The 20,079-nt window shown below is 60.7% G+C and carries 6 protein-coding genes, 2 pseudogenes and 1 CRISPR repeat array; all 8 genes and pseudogenes read right to left on the reverse strand.

The window, feature by feature from the left end; all coding sequences use genetic code 11:
• Positions 1–8 precede the first annotated feature (8 nt).
• Positions 9–563, reverse strand: coding sequence for an NAD(P)H-dependent oxidoreductase (locus Q4G20_RS12300; RefSeq protein WP_303343754.1), 555 nt, complete (start codon positions 561–563; stop codon positions 9–11).
• 1,248 nt (positions 564–1,811) lie between these two features.
• The gene (locus Q4G20_RS12305; protein WP_303343755.1) at positions 1,812–7,643 is read right to left on the reverse strand and encodes a DUF3320 domain-containing protein; all 5,832 of its coding nucleotides are present in this window, start codon (positions 7,641–7,643) and stop codon (positions 1,812–1,814) included.
• Between the two features lie 20 nt (positions 7,644–7,663).
• Positions 7,664–11,056: a YhaN family protein gene (locus tag Q4G20_RS12310; protein ID WP_303343756.1), complete on the reverse strand. Its 3,393-nt coding sequence runs from the start codon at positions 11,054–11,056 to the stop codon at positions 7,664–7,666.
• On the reverse strand, positions 11,056–12,318 hold the full coding sequence (locus Q4G20_RS12315) for a DNA repair exonuclease (protein ID WP_303343783.1): 1,263 nt from the start codon (positions 12,316–12,318) through the stop codon (positions 11,056–11,058). Before Q4G20_RS12315 ends, Q4G20_RS12310 begins: the two co-directional genes overlap by 1 nt.
• A gap of 600 nt (positions 12,319–12,918) precedes the next feature.
• Positions 12,919–13,153, reverse strand: a pseudogene (locus Q4G20_RS12325) (type II toxin-antitoxin system ParD family antitoxin); the annotation flags it as partial.
• A gap of 97 nt (positions 13,154–13,250) precedes the next feature.
• Positions 13,251–14,819 carry an LA2681 family HEPN domain-containing protein gene (locus tag Q4G20_RS12330; RefSeq protein ID WP_303343757.1) on the reverse strand — a complete coding sequence of 523 codons (1,569 nt, stop codon included), beginning with the start codon at positions 14,817–14,819 and terminating at the stop codon, positions 13,251–13,253.
• A gap of 921 nt (positions 14,820–15,740) precedes the next feature.
• Positions 15,741–16,577 (reverse strand): Hint domain-containing protein, encoded by an 837-nt coding sequence (locus tag Q4G20_RS12335; protein ID WP_303343758.1) that lies wholly within the window; start codon positions 16,575–16,577, stop codon positions 15,741–15,743.
• Between the two features lie 7 nt (positions 16,578–16,584).
• Positions 16,585–17,827: a CRISPR direct-repeat array (repeat unit 34 nt; unit sequence ACATTGCTGGTGTCCCACCCGCCAATGTCCTGAT).
• A gap of 220 nt (positions 17,828–18,047) precedes the next feature.
• Positions 18,048–18,569: pseudogene (locus Q4G20_RS13650) on the reverse strand (DUF4347 domain-containing protein); the annotation flags it as partial.
• Positions 18,570–20,079: the final 1,510 nt, after the last annotated feature.

A 20,079-nucleotide genomic window follows, 5' to 3' on the forward strand; every position in this document is an offset into this window, starting at 1 on the left:
CTGTCCTTTCAGATAACGGCGCGCAGCGGGGCCGCCGCCCGGCCCGGCAGATAGGCCGCAAATTGCGTTAAGGCCCGGTCCAGCCGTTCGGATGCGGCGGGTGACGCGATCTGTTCGCCGTCGAAATCGGCGGCGGACAGGTAAACCCCCGTCGCCAAGGCGCGCGATTCAAAGAACCCAAACAGCGGGCGCATCTGATGTTCAATCATCAACGCGTGGCGATCACCGCCCCCCGTCGCGGCCAGCAAGACCGGCTTCCCCGCCAAAGCCAGCGGGTCGATCAGGTCAAAGAAATGTTTGAACAGCCCGGTATAGCTGCCCTTGTAAACCGGGCTGGCCACGATCAGCGCGTCAGCGGCCAGCACCGCCTGAATATGGTGCTGCGCGGCGGCACCCGGCCCCTGCGGGGCGGCGAAATCATCGCCCAGATCGCCCACATCAAACACATGGGCCGCGCCGCCATAGGTCTGAACGGCACGCCGCGCGGCCTCGGCCACCAGGGCGCGCGTCTTGGATGGACGGCTGAATGAGCCGGAAAAAGCCACGAATTGCGGTCGGGTCATATGAATCACCTAAATCACGACGGGTTTACTGTATTTATCCTGCCGCGTGATTCGCCATCTGTCCAGATCGGTTTTGCGTGTTTTTTATATGGCGCTGGTTTCTATTGGTTTTTTGGCGGTATGTGTGCGGATATTCCGGTTGCCGCAATCCTGATCTGCGCCCATCCATTCGATTTTGACGACCTTTTTCAGGAAGCAGCCCCTACAACGAGCGGTGCCGATCGTTCCCACCGGCGCGCGCCTGGGCATCATCAGGGGCGTCACATGTCCTGCTTTCGCGCCGCTTTTCGGGTCATGTGGTTGGTTGGTTACCCTCCGCAACGATCTGCTGGTTCGTTCCGGCCAAAACGCGCTGTCAGATCAATGCCTGTGGCGTTTCGCCACAACGAATGCGTTAAAGGGCATGGCTCGGGCCATCCTTTCCCGGCTAAGGAAAGCGAGAAAGACCGCAAACCCGACGCGCCCCGCCTCGAGCCAGACAAACACACTGGCAACTGTCATCGAACCCGGAAACACACGCTCCACGCCGCCCCAACTGAACCAAGAACCGCGCCCGCCAAAAGCGATTCGCCCTGATCGCCACGCTGAAAGCACCGATAGCGCGATTATAAATGAAATCACCACTGCATACTGGCACGCGCGCATAATACGCAACGCAAAAGCGAAGATTCCGGAAAAGAAGATCAGTGGTGAGCCTAAAACTTACCCACGCACAGATTGACACCCGCCGCTTGCGTTATATGAAAAATAACCACCATAGGTCTCGACGATTTCAGTTTGCAATTGAAGACAATTTTCTAAATCTGCTAAAACCAAAGGGAACAGAGCTGCAAGAAATGTGCCGAAACAGAACGCTGCGCATGTGGCTACGCCGACATCGGCTAACCGATTATAAGCGCAGGCAGGTGATTAAAAAACATCAGAACAAACGCCACTATACGCACAAACTGAATTTCGCTATATCCCCAAATTACAAAGGCGATAGCGAATAATAACGCCAACCCGAAGTGAACCATCGGACAAATCCTTACGACAACCCGGACTTTCCCAAAGACTTTTCGTTTAGCCCCAATTCGCTTTCAGGTGATAAGGACATCGTCCGCATTTTCACCTTATCGCGAATATCAAGATAACCTTACAGCCGTCGTCGCCACGTTCACGCCGTGCCGTACCCCGCCACCGACGCCTGCCGAACGTGGCGGGGTTATCGTCCTGTGCCACATCCGGGCGCCCGAGAGGGGCTGCGGTTTAGTCGCCGGTCTGGGAACGCTCTCGCCAGTTGCGGCAGATGCTCAGATAATCCCTTGCGTCCTTGCTCAGCCGTGCGATTCCGGCGAGGCGGGCGATTTCGAGTTCTGGGTCTTCGGCCTCGGCAACACGCATCGCGTTGCGGTCGATCAGTTCGGCAATCTCGGTGCGTGAAATGTCGCGCAGGGAACGCCCGTCCATGCCTCGAAATGGCACCCGGTCCCGAACGCCGCCTTTGATCCAAAGAAAGCGGGTGCCGTCTTCGGTCGTGACGTCGAACATGTCTTCCAAGGCCGCAATACGCGCCTGAATCCGCGCCCCGGTGCGCTGCCAGCCATGGCGCTGCGATATGTGGCGCGCCAGCGTGGCGGCGGGCATTGGACCCTGCGCGGCAACGATCTGCTGCATCAGCGCCATAAGCTGCGGGGTATAGCTGGCGTCAAAGAACCGGTCGGGATCCGGCGCGGCGTCAGCCTGCGGGATGCCCGTTTGCGGGGCGTGCAGACCGGCCGCCTGCGCGAATTGCGGCGGTGCGGCAACCTCGGGCGTGGGGCTGTCCTGAATGGCGGCGGGGGGCGCCGCCTGTTCTGGTTCGGACGGCACGGGGGTGTCGTCTTGCGGGCTCGGATCAACCTCAGTCGCGGTTTCAGCCCGCCGGACCCGGTCGGCGTCGAGGATATCACGCAGCGCGGTGTCGATGCGTGCCAGCGTTTCCGACGGGGCGCGGAACCAATCCGTTGACCAGATGCGCAGGATGGACCAGCCCAACCCTTCCAGCACGGCCTGACGTATCCGGTCGCGATCCCGTGCCGTGGCGGATGAATGATAGCGCGCGCCGTCGCATTCAACGCCCGCCAGCCAGGCCCCGGCATGATCGGGATGGCGCACGCCAAGGTCGATGCGGAAACCGGACACGCCGATCTGAGTGCGCACATCCCAGCCCCGCGCGGCCAAGGCATCGCGAACCGCCTCTTCGAAGGGCGATTCCACCGGCCCCAGCGAGCCGCTGTCCTGCGCGGCAAGCGCAACCGCGCCGCGATCAGCGTAATCAAGAAACGCCTTAAGGTCTGCAACGCCGCGCGCCCGCGTGCGGGTCATGTCAATCTGATCGGCGGTGATTGACGCAAACACATGCAGTTCTGCACGGGCGCGCGTGACCGCGACATTCAGCCGCTTTTCGCCCCCGTCTTTGTTCATCGCGCCAAAGTTCATCGTGAACTTGCCCGCCTGATCGGTGCCAAAAGTGATCGAAAACAGCATCACATCGCGTTCATCGCCCTGAATGTTTTCAAGGTTTTTGACGATCAGCGGTTCCTCGCGTTCATCCGAAAAGAACCATTCGAAATCCGGATTTTCCTTACGCGCCGCATCCAGCAGATCAAGGATCAAGCCCTGTTGCTGCGCGTTGAAGGTGATGACGCCCAGCGTGGGGCGGTCAGCTTCGGGCCGTTTCAGCCATTGGGTCAGGCGCTTGCGGATAAAGGCGGCAATGGCGCGGGCCTCGTCAGGGTTCGTCTTGCTGGTGCCGCGCTGATATACGCCCTTGATTTTGTGCAGCCGCACCGCCTGCCCCGAGGCATCGGGCGACGGAAAGGTGATCAGCCCGCCATCGTAATAGAAATGGTTCGAAAACGCGATCAACGCCTCATCGCGGCTGCGGTAATGCCAGTTCAGCCGATGCGTGGGGATGCCCGCGGCCGACACCTCGTCAAGGATCGACGGCATATCCTTTTCAAATTCGGCGATCTCGGTGCTGTCATCCGTGCCGTCATCGCTGCGGCCAAAGAAATTGGTTGGCGGCAATTGCTTGGGGTCGCCCACAATGATGGCCTGACGCCCGCGCGCAATCGCGCCGATCGCGTCCCAGGTCGATATCTGCGAGGCTTCGTCAAAGATCACCAGATCAAACTGCGCCTGCCCCGCCGGCAGATATTGCGCGACCGAAAGGGGCGACATCAACACGCAGGGCGCCAGTTTGGCAAAGCTGGTCGGCATATCGCCGATCAGATTGCGGATTGCCTTGGTCGGGCGCTGCAAGCCCAGCTGGTGACGCAGCCCGCCCAGTTCCGAGTTGCGCGGCACCGCGTCCCGCATCGGCAAATCATTGCCCAGACGGCGCATGACCTCGGTCGAGGCCAGATCGGCCAAAGCGGCGTCCAATTCGCGGAAACGCTGGATCAGCGCGTCATGTTGCCAATGCGCAAAGCCGCGCAGGCAGGGTTCGGCATCCATTGCCAGACGCAACCACCACGCCATATAGGCGCGTTCGAACGCGCGGGCTGCGTCGTCGATATCGGCCTTTTCTTCAAGCGCGGCGACCAGAGGTTCCAGCCCTGCATGGACCGCCTCGGCCCGGCTGGCGCGCCATTTCAGCCAATCGGAAAAGCGATGTTGCAGGCTTTCCAGCCCGGCCAGCAGGGGGGCGCTATCCGGGGGCAAGGCACCGCCAAGGGCCGTAAAGGCGCTTGCGGCGGCCTGTTCGGCGTGGCTTGTCTGGGCGACCTGACGAAGCGCCGGCGCGAAGCTGCCGCCCGACAGCCGGGACAGTTCCGCCCGGTGTTCCTCGGTCCTTGATGCGGGCAGACCTGCGGCGCGCAGGTGGCGTTCCAGTTCCAGAAACGCCTTGGCGGCGTCCAATTCGGCGCTGATGCGCGTGATGTCGGACGACTCGCCCGCGAATCCGGGCAGGTCGTGCAAGTCCGACGCGGCAATGTCCTGCCGCGCCCGCAGCAATTGGCGCAGCGCAGGCAAATCGCGCGCCGGATCGGCCTGCCCCGACATGGTATAGGTTTGCAGCAACCGGCGCAGTTTCCGTTGCGCCATCCCGGCAAAGGGCCATGATTTGCCTTGCGCGTCGCGCCATTGAAGTTCCAGCGTATCCAGCGGCATATCGGCCAGCCCCTCGTCGGGGTAACTGGCGGCAAGCGCGCCCCGTGCCTGCCGCGCCGCGGTCAGCACACCCGACAGCGTGTCAAGCTGCGCCTGCCCCCGGTCGGGATCGCGCAAGGCGGCGGGGGCAATCGCGGGGTGATCCAGCCGCTGCGTGGCAAGCCATGTCAGCGCGGCGGCAATATCCGGGCTGTCAACCTGTTCCTGCGACAGGCCAAGGTCACGCGCCAATTCCTGACGCGCATCAGCGGCACGGGTCTGCGCCTGACGCAGGGCCTGAGCGCTTGCGATATAGTCGTCCTGCCAGCCAAAGGACCATTCGCCCTGATCCAGCAGCGACAGCGGGCCTTGCGGGTCAAGGTCAGAAATGATCCGGTGGCGTTGCCCCAATTCATCGGCAAGGTTGCGCAGCCGCTGGTATCCGGCCGCGTCGTGGCAATCTTTGTTGTCAAAGCGCAGGTCAAAACCGGGCATCCCGCCCGCCACGCGCCCGATGGCCTGATACACGCTGAACCCTTGGCTACCGGGACGGTGCAGCGCATCGACATAGTCGTTCAGCTGATCGCGGGTCAGGCGCAGATCGTCGGCCACACGCACCCAGTCCTGCGCATCGGCGCCGCTGGCGCGTTCCCATGCGCGGCCAAGCTGCGCCAGCACGCTTTTGCGGTCGGACTTGCTGGAATGCAGTTCCAGCACCGCGTCGCCAAGGCCGTGCCGTTCCAGCCTGCGATGCACCACATCCAGAGCGGCGGATTTTTCAGCCACGAACAGCACGGTCCGGCCACGGCCCAGCTGGTCGGCGATGATATTGGTGATGGTCTGGCTTTTCCCGGTGCCGGGCGGGCCGATCAGCACGAAATCGCGGCCTTCGGCGGCGGCCAGCACGGCGGCCAGTTGCGAACTGTCGGCGGGCAGCGGTGCCAGAATATCGCCCGGCCCATGTTTGCGGTCGATGTCTGACGGGCGCGGCATGGGCGTTTTCGCGCCCTCGAACGCTTCGGTCGGGTTATCGACCAGATGGGCGACCAGATTGCTTTCGCGCAAACTGTCGGTGCGATCAACAAGATCTTTCCACATCAGATATTTGGCAAAAGAAAAGGTCGACAGCGCGCAGTCTTCGACAATCTCGAACCCTGCCACATCGCGGACGCGCAGGCGCAGGATCTCCATGATGCGGGGGATGTCCAGCCCGCTATGGTCACGCGGCAATTCACCTTCCAGTTCGGGAATCCGCAGTTCGAAATCGCGTTTCAGCAGTTCCAGCAGGGTGGCGTTGATGCGCACCTCGTCCTCAAGCTGGGTCAGGCGGAATTCGGATTGGGCCGAGCGTCGTTCCAGCTTGACCGGCAACAGCAGCAAGGGCGCGCGATAGGAACGGCTGTCCCCTTCGCTGCGTTTCCAGCGCAGAAAACCAACGGCCAGAAACAGCGTATTCGTGCCGCCTTCGGCCATGTCGCTGCGCGCTTTGCGGTAAAGATCGGTCAGGCGGTTGGTCATCTCGCGTTGCGTCAGAGGCACGGCGATCTGGCCCCGCGTCAGGGCGTCACGCGCCAGATCCATTTCGATCCGGCGCGCTTCGTCTGCGGACAGGTCGCGCCCGGACACCGCGTTTTCATCCTTGAGCGCCAACAGGCGAAAGGTTTCGCCATCGGCCAGCCGGTCTTCGGTTCCCGAAATATCGGGACAGATCATAGCCAACCCGCCGCGCGTTTCGCGAAAGTTCAGCAACCGGTTGCGCAGCGACAAATCCAGCAGCCTCCGCTGCCAGCGTTCGATGCGCCCCATGGCGGTTGTGGGGGTTTCATCGACCAGCTCACCGGGCAACAGGCCCAAATCCAGAGGGCGGGGCAGTGCGGCGGGGGCGGCTGCGATGTCGCAGGCGGGGGCCGCGTCCTGAATGCGGTGGCTGGCCAAGGGGCGGATGCGGGCCGCGCGGGCGCGGTTGATATCGACGGCCTGAATAAATTCGGCCTCGCGCGCTTCGGATAGACGGTCGCCGCCCGCCTGCACCGCATGTTCAAAGCCAATGGCGGGGCGTTGCGTCAAAAGAGTGGTTTCCAGAGCGACGAATTCGCGCGCGACAAGGGCTTTGCGGACCTCGACCACATCGGGTTCGACCAGGCGGCCAAAGTCCTTTTTGACCAGCCAGACGCCGACCCATGCGTGACCATGCGAAAACAGAACGGCGGTGTTCAGCCCTGCCGCCTCATAGGCCGCGGCCAGCAGCAATGTGCTGTCAAGGCAGGTGGCCAGCCCCTCGGCGGCGATGCGTTCGGGGTCACGGATTTTCTGGCCGATCCGTTCAAAGGATGCGGGCGGCACGGCATAGGTCAGGCCAAGGCCCGTCGCCGCCGACCAGATCGCGCCGGCCAGCATCCAGACCCGCTGCGGATCGCCCGATTGATAGGCGTCAAGCGCGCCCGACTGCCCCGCCGCCTCAAGCAGGCGCGCCGCGTCCTTCAGGATGCGGGCAACAAAGGGCTGATTGGGCGACACAAAAGCGGCAAGGATGTTTTCCATTTCCGCCAGCCCGCCCCATTCATCGCGGGCCAGCAATTCGATGGGATGGGTCGAAGTGACATCCTCGGCGCCGCTGACCGACAGCCGGAATTGGATTTGCCCGATTTCGGCCTCATCCAGCCCACCCAAAAGCGCGGTGTCCAGCACGGTGTCCACATCGCCCAAGGGCTGCGTCACGCCCGCCGCGATGCGGTCAATGACCCAGGTCTTTTCACGGAAAATCGCGGGGCGTGACGACAGCGTCAGGCGGACCCCCTCGGCGGCGACGTCGCCGCTGTTTTCGACGGCCAACCGCTTGATCACCGCGACACCGTTTTGCGCCGACGCAAAGTTCACCTTGGCGGCCAGCGTCGGATGCAGGATCAGCGCGGGTTTACCCTCAGCGGTGGCCTCGGGGTCTGCAAGCGGGGCATCATCCGGCATTATGGGCTCCTTGTCGGTGGTCACAGTTCGATAATATTGGCGCCCGGGCAGGCGGTCAGGGCAATGTCGCACAAATGGCGATGATGGGTCAGGTAAATCACCTGCCCGACATGGGACATATCCCCCAACAGCGCAAATGCCGCCGCCGATCGCCCATCGTCAAAGGTTTCCATGATGTCATCGGCGATGAACGGCACGGTCGGGCGGCTTTGGGCCAGTTCGTGATAGCCCGCGACCCGCAGCGCCAGATACAGCTGAAACCGCGTTCCCTTTGACAGATCAGCGGCACGTTTCGCGCCGCCCTTTGCGGGCAGAGCGACCAGAACCTCTTGCGCGCCATCGGGCTGCGCGGCAAGACCCGAATACGCGCCCCGGCTCAGCTGACGGAACGCATCGGATGCGCGGGCCAGCATGGCGCTGCGATGCTGGTCGCGATAACGCCGCAGACCCGCTTCGACCGCCAGCAGGCCAAACCGCGCGGCCAGATGGGCCGTGGCCCGTTCGCGGGTTTCCAAAAGCAGGTTCGCCCGGTCAGCCGCGATACGGGCCAAGGCGTCATCCCCGCCCACAGCCTCGATCTGGCGCCTTGCCTCAAGATAGGCGGAATGGCGGGCTTCGGCCTCATCGCGCAACAGCTGCTGATCGGCTTTCAGGGTTGTGATCTGCTGGCGGATCGTTTCGGCATCGTCACCTTCGGCCGGTGTGGGGCGGTCGCGCAGATCATCGGTCAATAAGGCAATCTCGCGCCGCAGATCGGTGGCCTCGCGGCAACGCGCCAGATGGTCGGCAAGCGTGCCGTCATCAGCGTTCCACGCAAGCGCCGCGCAAAGGGCTGCGATGTCGCGGTCTTTGGCCGCAAGCATCCGGGCGTCGTCCGCGTCCTGCTGATGTTCCGTTTCGATCTGTTGGGTCAGGGTCTGGCGGTCACGGGCGTTGTCCTGCGCGCGGCGCAGGCGGGCCAGCACATCGGCCCAAGGCGTGGCGTCGGCCAGTTCAAGCGCCCGCAGCACCCCCATTTTAGCGGCCACAAAGCGGTCACGATTTGCCGTCATTTTGTCGATGCGGTCGGTCAGCACGGCAGCGGCGCGGTGTTCCTGACCCAGCCGGTCCAGCAGATCAAGCGTCGCCCCAAGCCCCGCATCATCATCCGCCAGAGTCGCCAGCAAGCTGTCACGGGTCGCGTCGCGCCAGTTATCCCGCCAGCGGCTCAGCGCGTCTTGGGCGGTTTTTTCGGCCTGTTCGCGATCGCGCAGGTCCGAAGCAAGCGCCGCCAGATGCGCGCGCGCATCGCGCCGACGTTCGGACGCCTCAAGCCGCGCGGTGGCGCGCGCAAGCAGCAGGTCAAACGGCGCCATGTCATCGGTCGGCGCAGGATCAAGGGCCGCAGCCAAGGCCCGTGCTGCCGCGCCAAGGGCGTCATCGCTGCGCTGCAGGCTGGCTTGCGCATCACGCAGGCCGTCGCGTTCAGTCACAGCCTGACGCCGCAGGTCCAACCAATCTTTCAGCTCGGCCAGACGGCCCTTCGGCAGGCCAAGCCGTTCGCACGCCGCCGCAACCGCCGCCGCAATGGATGTTTGCGCATTCAGCGCCGCGTCCGCCCGAGCCTCGGCCCCGGCCTGCCGCGCCAAAACCGTTTCAAGCGCCGCATCGTGCAGGGCGTCGCGCCGCGCCTCGGCCATAGCTTCGGCCAGCAGCGATGAAATCCGGTCATCTTCGCGCAATGCCTGTTCAAAGGCATGCGCGCTTGCAGCCGACAGATCGCGCAGATGGGCGGCCCACAGAGCTTCGCGTTGGCTGCGCGCGGCGGCGGCATCGGCAAGGGTGATCCCGGTGGCGGCCTGTGCGTGCTGGCGTCCGTCCGCATCGGCTTGCATCTGATCGGCCTGTTGGCGCAGATCGGCGGCTTCGCGGGTGGCATCGACCTGCTGTTGCCGCGCGGATTCCTGCGCGGATTCCCATTCCGCGATGTGCGCGTCTGACGGCACCGCAAGCGCCGCCAGCATATCGGCATCGCCGCGCCACGGGGCAAGCGCCGCCAGTGCGGTGTCAAGCCGCCCCTGCGCCTGATCGACATCGCGCATCGCCCGCGCCCGGACGCCCGCCGGGTCTTGCATCCGCAGGCCGGTCAGCAAAGACTCAAGCGCGGCTTCATCATCGGCGGGGCCGGGATCGCCCAGCCGGTCGCGTTCGCGGGCAAGCAGCGCGTCGGCCCTGCGGGTTTCGGCTGCGGCGGTATCCCGTGCCGTCCGCAGCCCCGAACGCTGCGCCAGCAACACCCGCATCCGCGAGAGCTGCGCCGCCGGTATAACCAGATCCGCCGGTTGGGCGTCATGCTGGCCCAGCTCGGCCAGCAGCGCGTTCATCTGTGCCGTGGCGGTGTCCGCATCGGCCTGACGCCGGGGCAGGTCTTTCACGGCGGTGTCATGTTCCGGGCGCAGGGCCTCGGCGGCGTCGATCCGTTCGGCCTGCGCCAGTGCGACCGGGTCGGGGGTTAGCGCCGCCAGTTGCTGCGTCAAACCTTCGCTCCGACTGGCGCGATCCTTGATCCGGCTGTTCAGTCCGGTTCGGTCGCGTTCGGTTTGATCGAAACGCGCCTGCATTTCAGAGTCAGCGTCGGGCAGGTCCTGCACCGGCGCAAGGCGCGCTTGCAGCCCGGCAAGCCTGATTTGCAGCGGCAAAGCGCCCGCCAGTTCCTGAAGCCGGTTTAATTCGTCCTGCGTGGTTTCTTCGCGCGTCCGGGCCTCGCGCCACGCGCTTTCAGCGGCGGCCGCGTCACGCGTCAGCCGTTGCAGGGCATTGGCGGAAATCTCGACCCTGCGGCGCTGCTGATCCAGTTCGGTCAGGTGCTTTTTGGCGTCATACAGCCAGCCGCTGCGTTTACCGGTCCGGTGGAACCCGTCCAGATCCGCGCGAATGCGGTCCAATTGCGGGGCCAAACCCGAGAGGCCCGCACTGGCCGAAAACAGCATTTCGCCCAGATCGCCACGGCTGGCCAGAATGCTGTCGCCGCCTTCCTCCAGCGTGTCATCATCCAGCGAAAACATCGCCCTGTAACCGTCGCGCGACAGCCCGCCCAAAACGAACTGCAGCATCGTTTCAGGAACCGGGGCATCGTGCCGGTCCAGCAGGCTGGCATTGTTGCGCTTCAGCCGCTTGAGTTCCAGATCCGTGCCAGCATGGCTCAGCTGCGCGCCGATTTGCATGGTCGGGCCGGGATGCAGGAAATCATACCGGCTGCGCGTCGGAATCCCGAACAACAGATCAAGCCAAGCCGAAAACAGCGTCGATTTCCCGGCTTCGTTCGGGCCAAAGATAATGTGCAGATCGGGGCCACCCGCGTCAGGCGGCGCAAAGGCCAGGCTGCGATCCGTAAAACGGCCATATCGCGTCAAATCCAACCGGTCCAGACGCATCAGGCGGCCTCATCCGGGGTTAACCTTGCCAGAATGCCGGGCGTGCCATGCGCCAGCAATTCCTGACACCGCGCGGCCAGTTCGGTTTCGTCCTGACCCAGAATATCGCGCAGTTCCGCCGGAAGATCGCGTAGCAAGTCATCCACGGCTTTGGTCATCGCAACCGCCAGCCCGGGATCGCCGGGCAGGTCGTCCAGCACCGTGCGGACCAGTTCGTCCGGCAGATGAGCGCCCGCCACGCCTGCGGCCCCCGAGCCGCTGGACATCCGCAATTCCAGCTTGTCGATCCATATGCCTGCAGCCGCCGCGAAGGCGCGTGCTTCTTCGGTCAGGCGGTCCTGATCGCGCGCGATACGCCATGCCAGCGGCGTGACGCCGCGCAGGACCGGGCGGATGACCAGATGCTCAACCTCGGGGATGGCTTGACGGGCCTGCTTTATGTCGCGTTCCAGTGCGGCCAGCAGCGCAGCCCAATCATCGACGCCGTCGCAATTCAGATCAACCCGCTCAAAGCGAAGGCTGGCGACCGAGCGCCGTTCCAGCGTGACGGCGTTGTCATCCGCGACATGCACCAGCGTGACGGAACAGGGACCGGCTTCGCCAATATCGCGGCCCTGCGGGATACCGGGCATAACGATGGTCGCGCGCCCCAGATATTCGGCGCGGCGGTGAATATGGCCCAAGGCCCAATAATCATAGCCATGCGCCTCAAGATCGCTGACGCTGCACGGGGCGTAAGGGTCATGCCCGGGGCTGCCGTTCAGGCTGGTATGCATCATGCCGATGTTAAACGCGCCGGGGCTTGGCGCAGGATAGCGCGGCAGCAGACTGTCGGCTGCGTGCGCGTCGCGAAAGCTCAGCCCGTGAATGGCGACGCGCTGCCCATCAAGATCAAGCCCAATGGTCGAGGGCCTGCCGCCAAACAGCACCGTGTTTTCGGGCGGGTCCAGTTCGCCGGTCTGACGCGCCAATGCATCGTGATTGCCGCGAATGATGAAACAGCGGATACCGGCATCGTTCAGCCGCAGCAATTCCTGTTTCAGAAACCGGGGCGTCTTGGTCGAGCTATGTTCGCCATCCCACAAATCCCCCGCGATCAGCAGAAAGGCCGCGTCTTCATCAATGCACAAATCCACAATCCGGCTGAACGCGGTCCGCGACGCCGCCCCGACCGCATCGGCCAGTTCCCGATCACGCAGCGCAATCGTGGTCAGCGGCGCATCAAGATGCAGATCAGCCGTGTGGATAAAGCGAAAACTCAAGATAATTGTCCATGTCCTATCCGTGCCTCGCACTATGGGTTCGGCATATTGGTCTGACAAGCCTCTTTTAGATTGAATTTTAAAGAATAAGTTCGCGAAATGCGTCGCACGGCATCCCGCAAAAACCCGAAACAACGAAAAACACCAGCCGCTGCCGATGCCTGAGAACGCTTTTGCGGCAGCAAGTGGCGGAGGGGATGGGCCCGGCCTCAAACCTTCTCCACTTTCAGCAGTGTCCCCTCGATCAGAGCAGCCGCCGGAGATGAGGGCTCCGTAGATCAGCTGACCTTGGAAATCGTCCCGGAACCGTTCGATCTGGTGCATGCGCTCGTGAAGGATGGTGACGATACCGATATCGCCGTTCGACAGCCGCCTCCAATAGACGAAATGCTTCTCGTATCGGAAGAAGAACCCTTCGACGCCGAACTCAGCCGGGATGCGGTGCGAGGCAACGCCATGAACCTTCGATCCGCTCGAACGCCTCGAACATGCGGTGAGGTAGCGGTCGGTCCGTGGCGTGCCCCAGCGTTCGCGCGTGTAGCGGTAGAGTCGTCGAGGCGGTGTGACGCCACCTCTTGGATGCGGACGGCCATCCGGTAAGGTCCTGTTCCGGGCAATAACCTCGACCGCGGTCAGTGTGGTGTAGCTGTGCTCGGGCGCGGGTCAGTTCGGCCTTCAGCCGGTCGAAAGCCCCCTGCCCGGCCCGCTCCTTGTCGCGCCGGATCAGGTCGCGCACGTATTCGCTGATGTTCTCGTAGGAGCCGTTTTCACCGACATTGGCCGCGACAAAATCGTTGAGCGCACCGCTTAGGCGGACCGTCATGGTGCGGGACATAGCGCGCTCCTCGCTGTCGCAACGTATTCGGTATAACCAAAATGAACCACACATCAAGGGTGGCGATGACACCATCGGCATGTCGCCCAAAGGCCAACTATATCGGGTTGCGCCGTTTGCGGCGATCATCCAACCCCAAAAGAGGCATAGATCCGACAAATGTGTCAGATCGCTTCCGTGCTCGTTCTTCGACGCCGATTGCCAACGCCAGCTGGATCATTGCAGAACGCGCGATCTTCATCACCCGAAGAGCCTTGGCCTCAAGAAGGTCACTATCGATAGAAACCCCCAAGCCTTTACTACTTGGTGAGGACAACATAAACGGCTGTGCCCAGCCTTCGTGGACCTGGAGGAATTTGTGTTCGAGCGCATTGCGGATGTCATGTAGTTCTCGCGCATCGGGTCCGGTCGTGCTCTTCAATTGATCATCGAACAACTCTTTGGAAAGCCAAAAAAGTCCGCGCAACGGCCAGTTCTGACAATCCTTGAAACGGTCGAGTATTCGTGTTTTTCCTTCGACCATCCAGACATTCTTGAAACTAATCCGATCCGCAACTTTTTCTAGCTTCCAATAGTGGTTGACAAGGAACGATATCTTGTCGAGCAAGGAATAGGTAATGCGGTAGGCCGTACGCACCCGCTCGGTGGCCAGAGAATGCATCGGATAGTCTAGCGTATCAAACAGCAGAACTCCACGATCAGAATAGTGCAGTTTGGTGTCGGAAAAACCCTCGTATAGCATGAAGCGGGCCGAGACATATTCCTGTTTCATCTGGTTGAAAAAACCGATGGCTGAGGGCGGCGTCACGACGCTTGGTCTTTCATCGAATCTTTCGCTAATGCACGGCAGCATGAGATCGTCACATGCCGCTCTCGCGTGTGGTCCGAGGTCGTTAAGCGGATTCAGGAATAATCGGTGATCGAGACACCACTTCCGATACTTTCGTTCTGCCTTACTGTGCCCAAGCGTGGGCATGTCAAAATCCTGCAATTCTCGTATTCTATCCAGATCACCCGCCGCAGCATATGCTCGGGCCTCTTCAGCGAACTGCTGCACAAGTGAATCCGAATATATAGAGTCGTATAGTGCATCGGCAGCAGTAGCGGCAATCAACCCATCGTGGGCATGCAGCAACAGGATTGCACGATCACGATTATTATCCAGAAGTCCGGCATAGCACTTGAGGCCACGGCCTCTGTTGGCTAGCGCCATTGCGAAATTGGGGATGATGCGTAGAGCCATGTCCCATCCTTCAATCGCATCAATGAATCGCCCCATCACATTGAGCTGGGTCGCTCGATTGGTCAGGATCTGGCAGCGGCGCACTGCCTCCAACTCAAAGAAGCCAGAATGAGCGACAGCGCGCGACAGGGCAAGGATCTGCTGCTCCCTTTCGGGGTTCTCCCAAGACCAAGAGCGGTGACTGCCGATAAGTTTCTCTTTCACTCCCCAAGCATTGGCTCGGTAATATTCGACAATCGCCCTATGTTTTGATTCCAAGTTACGCTTCTCGATTTCATCTAGAAGGTATATTGCCCGATCCACGCCACGCGAAAACCCTGCGTTATGCGAAATGTCGATCAACGCACCTATATGGTCGAGCGCGGCATCATCATCCAGTTTGGCAATCGAGCGCTCGCGCAGCTTTTCGAGACTCTCAGACATTTCCGAAACTCACATCTTACCTTGGTCAACATTTGCACGTGCCATTGTGAAGTCCCGCCGGAGGCAGATAGCTATTTCGATAGCTATATTCCATGGTGATCATGAAAAACAACTCCAAGCAGCATGTCTGGATGATCTGGTTGGCATGAGGTTCTCGGCTGTCAAGGCTATCACTGGGTTGGTTGACGAGAAAGTAGTGGCTATTCTGCGGGCCGCCTGTCTCTGTTTTTTTACGCGGGAAGCTGAAGCTGTTGAGAGGCGGTATTTCCACGGCATGTCGACACCCCTGCGCAAGGCTGCCCATCGGTGCGCTGATGCGCGACGACCTTTAGCCTTGCCTATGTCAAGTCGTCACGCCTTCGTCCGGTCACTGTCCGCCCCCCTCATGCGAAAGGAAATGGAATGGCCGTCAGACACCGCAGCCAGATCGAACTCGCCGCACGCTGGAACATCAGCCCTTTCTAAAGCACGACAGTTATCTTGAATGCAGCCTTTTAGAGCTGGACGAATACGAAGTTAATGAAGCCGCCCGCAAAGGCTGCGCCGGTCGCATTGATCGGCACCACAAGTCTGCCGTTCTGGCGCATCTCAATGCGTCAACACTGATCCAAAAGCGCGATAAGGATGTGCTGGCGCAAATACTGGCATAACCAGCCCAGATGCGCGGCTGGTTGCCTTGAAAAACAATCAAGAGGAAATCAAGAACGCGGCAACCCACCGCCGGCTGATGGTGCGGATTGTTACGCTGCATCTGGTGCCAATGGTCGGCTGCTTTTGGGCGGCTGACCCACGCGGGGGCTGTTTTCTCTCACGGAAAAATCCGGAGAGGGAATCAGGCAGGTGGCGGCCGCACAGGCGCACAGAGCCGCACACATGCACCTAAGAATGATGCATATGTGCGATCTGCCACAGCCAGAGACCTCAGGCTGCTGCGGACGGGGTCCTCAGCGGCTCCAACAAAAGCTTGAGTGTGCGCCCCGTCAGATTGGTCATGCGGGCGGAGGCGTATTTAAAGTCTTTATGCAGCACGTCAGGGAAGATCGCGCGCAATTCCTCAAGATCGGCCTCGGGCATGCTTTTGATCGCCTGCGCTCCTAAAAGAAGGCTTTCCGCCGGCAGGCCATTGGCCATCAGGATATGGTGCTGTTCCAGCAGAATATGATGATAGGACAGGTCGCTTTGCGGACCAAGCTGTTCGATGCCGTTCAGACCAACCAGTTTATGCGCCGCAATCAGAATGTCTTCTACCCCCGTAAGCTGCTGCACCAGATCGGTGTTGATCAGAATGCGATGCTGGCGCGAGACGATCAGGTCGCGTTCTGGCTGGCCGGGACCGAAAGCTCCGGCGGGAATGCGGATCGGGCATCTTTTGGGATTTGCGCGCTGCGCTTCGGTTGGAATCGCCCGTTCTCCGATCCACAAAACCCGCTGTGGCCCGGCATCCAGCGTAACGACCAGATCACCGACGACCAGATCGTCGATGCGAACCGGGCCGTGCGGGGTCGCGATCAATGTGCCGTTGGCAAAGCATGGGTCAAAATCAATAGGATCAACATAAAGACTGTCTCCGTCAAAGCGCCAACCCATCGCTTCAAGCCGGGTTCGGGCGGCCTCACCGACGAGACTGTATTTCAAATCTTGGGCGCCCAGCGTAATGTCCCTTGGTCCACCTCGCGTTTCGACCTGATCGGCCCAGCCCATCAATGTCGCGTCGTAATTGTCCACCGACATGCCAGAACGATCAAGCATGGCACGCATATCTAGCACACTGGAAATATCCCAGCCGCCAATATCCTGATCGAACGCAGATGCAGCGGCGAACATGGAACCCATGCGCGTCACATTGCTGGTGTCCCACCCGCCAATGTCCTGATTGAACGAATATGCTCTGAAGAACATGGAACCCATGTCAGTTACATTGCTGGTGTCCCACCCGCCAATGTCCTGATCGAATGCAGATGCATTGCGGATATTGCGGAACATGCCATACATGTTCGTCACATTGCTGGTGTCCCACCCGCCAATGTCCTGATTGAACGAATATGCATTGGCGAACACGTAGGTCATATCCGTCACATTGCTGGTGTCCCACCCGCCAATGTCCTGATTGAACGAATATGCACCGGTGAACATGGAACCCATGTCAGTTACATTGCTGGTGTCCCACGCGCCAATGTCCTGATCGAATGCAGATGCATCGAAGAACATGTTCCTCATGCTGACGACATTGCTGGTGTCCCACCCGCCAATGTCCTGATTGAACGCAGATGCACCGGTGAACATGTTATCCATGTACGTCACATTGCTGGTGTCCCACCCGCCAATGTCCTGATCGAATGCAGATGCATCGCGGAACATGCCATACATGTTCGTCACATTGCTGGTGTCCCACCCGCCAATGTCCTGATTGAACGCAGATGCAGTGTTGAACATACTGGTCATGTTCGTCACATTGCTGGTGTCCCACCCGCCAATGTCCTGATTGAACGAATATGCTCTGTAGAACATGGAACCCATGTCAGTTACATTGCTGGTGTCCCACGCGCCAATGTCCTGATCGAATGCAGATGCATCGAAGAACATGTTCCTCATGCTGACGACATTGCTGGTGTCCCACCCGCCAATGTCCTGATTGAACGAATATGCAGTGTTGAACATACTGGTCATGTTCGTCACATTGCCGGTGTCCCACCCGCCAATGTCCTGATTGAACGAATATGCTCTGTAGAACATGGAAACCATGTCAGTTACATTGCTGGTGTCCCACGCGCCAATGTCCTGATTGAACGCAGATGCACCGAAGAACATGTCCCTCATGCTGACGACATTGCTGGTGTCCCACCCGCCAATGTCCTGATTGAACAAGCGTGCCTCATGGAACATGCCATGCATGTTCGTCACATTGCTGGTGTCCCACCCGCCAATGTCCTGATTGAACAAGCGTGCCTCACGGAACATGCCATACATGTTCGTCACATTGCTGGTGTCCCACCCGCTGATGTCCTGATTGAAACCGCGGTTATTATAAAACACCTCGCGCATCACACGAACGCCGCTGGTGTCCAGTGTTGTCGGGTCGGGTTTGCCAGCCACCGTAGTCGCATAATAGCGGGTCATGTCCTCGGGTGCCACAACGCCCAGCAGGCCGTGATATTGCGGAACGCTCAGGCTTTCGGTGGACAGATGACCAATCTGGTGGTCCAGATCCCATGTTCCGCCCAGAGCCGCCGCCCCCACAGGATATGTCGCTGCGGCCAGATTAACGTCCAGCATCCGGGCAAGCTCTTCCGCGGCGCGCGCCCCGGCCCCTCCTTGTGCAAAATTGCACGCATAAAGGTGCAGGTCGGCGCGGTTCTCACCCTCCATCGCAAGGGCGTGGCGGAGCCGAGCCAGCGCCGCCATTTGAACGGGTCGCAGAGGACGGCTCAGATCAACCAAATCGCAGCCAAGATGCAGTCCACCTGATTCGCCGTGAGCAAAGAGATGAAGCGCGCGGATTTTGCCCGCAGCCTCAACCGCATCTGCCAGCGCCGTCAGACCGTCTTTATCCTGCGGCAGAACCGCAACGGTCTCGCCTGACGCGGCTTCCCGCAAAAAGAAATCAGCCGCAAGATGATGAGAAACAACGATAAGACGGCACGGGCGCGAAGCAGGAGAAACGCCAAGCACATCAGAGGTCGGCACCGAAAGGCAACCCACCGCAGGGCACACATCATTAATGTCACGAGAGGGGGCTGCGAGAATGTTCATGTGATGACCTTAGCTTCTATCCGAGAATAAGTGTGGATAATGGAATGATTTATCAAATCTTGGCGCGCTTGTATATGTTTCCCTGAAAACGGCCGGGAAAACGCCAATGTCGCTTGTCAAATCAACCGCCGCCCCAGCCCCGGATATGTGACACGTAAAAACACATCGCCCGCCGCATTGTTCACCGCCTGAACCTGACGAACCCGGACGCGGCTTGGCCTGTCACAGGCTGAAAGCGCCTCTCGTTTTCATGTGCCGGTCGGCACCCTGCGCGATTGGGAACAGGCCCGAGCAACAGCGCCGGATTTTGTCGTGTCCTGTATCCGGATCATCGGGCAGTATCCTGATATGGTCGCGGCGGCTGTGGCATGATGGCTTTTGTCGGCGTCTTGAAACGCCGCGTTAATCAAGAGGAAATCAAGAACGCCGCCACCCAATGTCGGATGACATAACGGATTCTGACGCTGCATCGGGTGCAAATGCTCGTATGTTGTGGGGGGCGGACCCACGCGAGTGGAGTGTTCCGTTCTCTCTCACAGGAAAAATCCGGAATGGGAATCAGGCAGGTGGCTGCCGCACGAGCACAGAGAGCGGCGCAGGGCGGTGGAATGTCAGCGCGCAGTCGGGCGGTCAATGGCGCTTCCCGCCCGTGGTGGCGAATCTGGCGGCCTTGCGAGGACTTTGGGCGTTGGAAGGCCCTGCTGCGCATTCGGGGCAATTGAAGACAAATCACCCGGAGTGGTTGGCGCGCAAATGAATTGACCGGGTTTTAATTGAGCGTCCGATTGGGTGGCGGTGCGTTTTTAGTGGCGGGCAATGTGGGTTGCGGCCAAACCCAGAATTCGGGGTTTGGGCGTGAAGCGGTTCCCCCGGCGTGCGTGCGGGGTCTGTCCAAATCTGACCACCCCAAAATCTGGGCTGGTTCTATCTTGGGAATTCCCCAGATAGGCGTCGGGTTCATCCCCCAATGGGGGGTGGACCGCAAAGGTGTTGGCATCATGCCCACGCCTTTCACTGGGGAAATCCCCAGTTAGCCGAGGAATACGACGCCGCGCAGGAACGTGGAGAGGTGGCAGGGCGTCAGAACAACCCCGGATCGCAGGGGTATGTTGGCGGTGGCAACATGCCCGCCACCGCCGCCGATCTGAACCTACGCCGTGACGAAATCCACGACGCTCGGAAACTGCGCGGCTGTCACTTGCTATGTCGCAAGTGAGCGATGATTATTCCGGATGGCGAACCACATACAGCATCATGCCCGCAGGGGGGGCAGGTCAGAAGTGCAGCACCGTGTTGCAATGGGACCGGTGGGGAAGGCAAACTTTCGCAAAGCATAAAAGAACCAGAGGGGGTTCTGATCGGCTGTGCCTATGTGGTGCAGGGCCGCGCGTGAAGGATGCATCCAGATTTGGCGGCATCTTTACACGGCATCGAACCCGCCCGCGCCGCGCGTTTTTAGCAAACACATAAACATCAAACATCGTCGCTGCTGACGCCAATTCGGCGGCCC

Source organism: Paracoccus sp. (in: a-proteobacteria), assembly GCF_030538495.1.
Classification (GTDB): domain Bacteria; phylum Pseudomonadota; class Alphaproteobacteria; order Rhodobacterales; family Rhodobacteraceae; genus Paracoccus.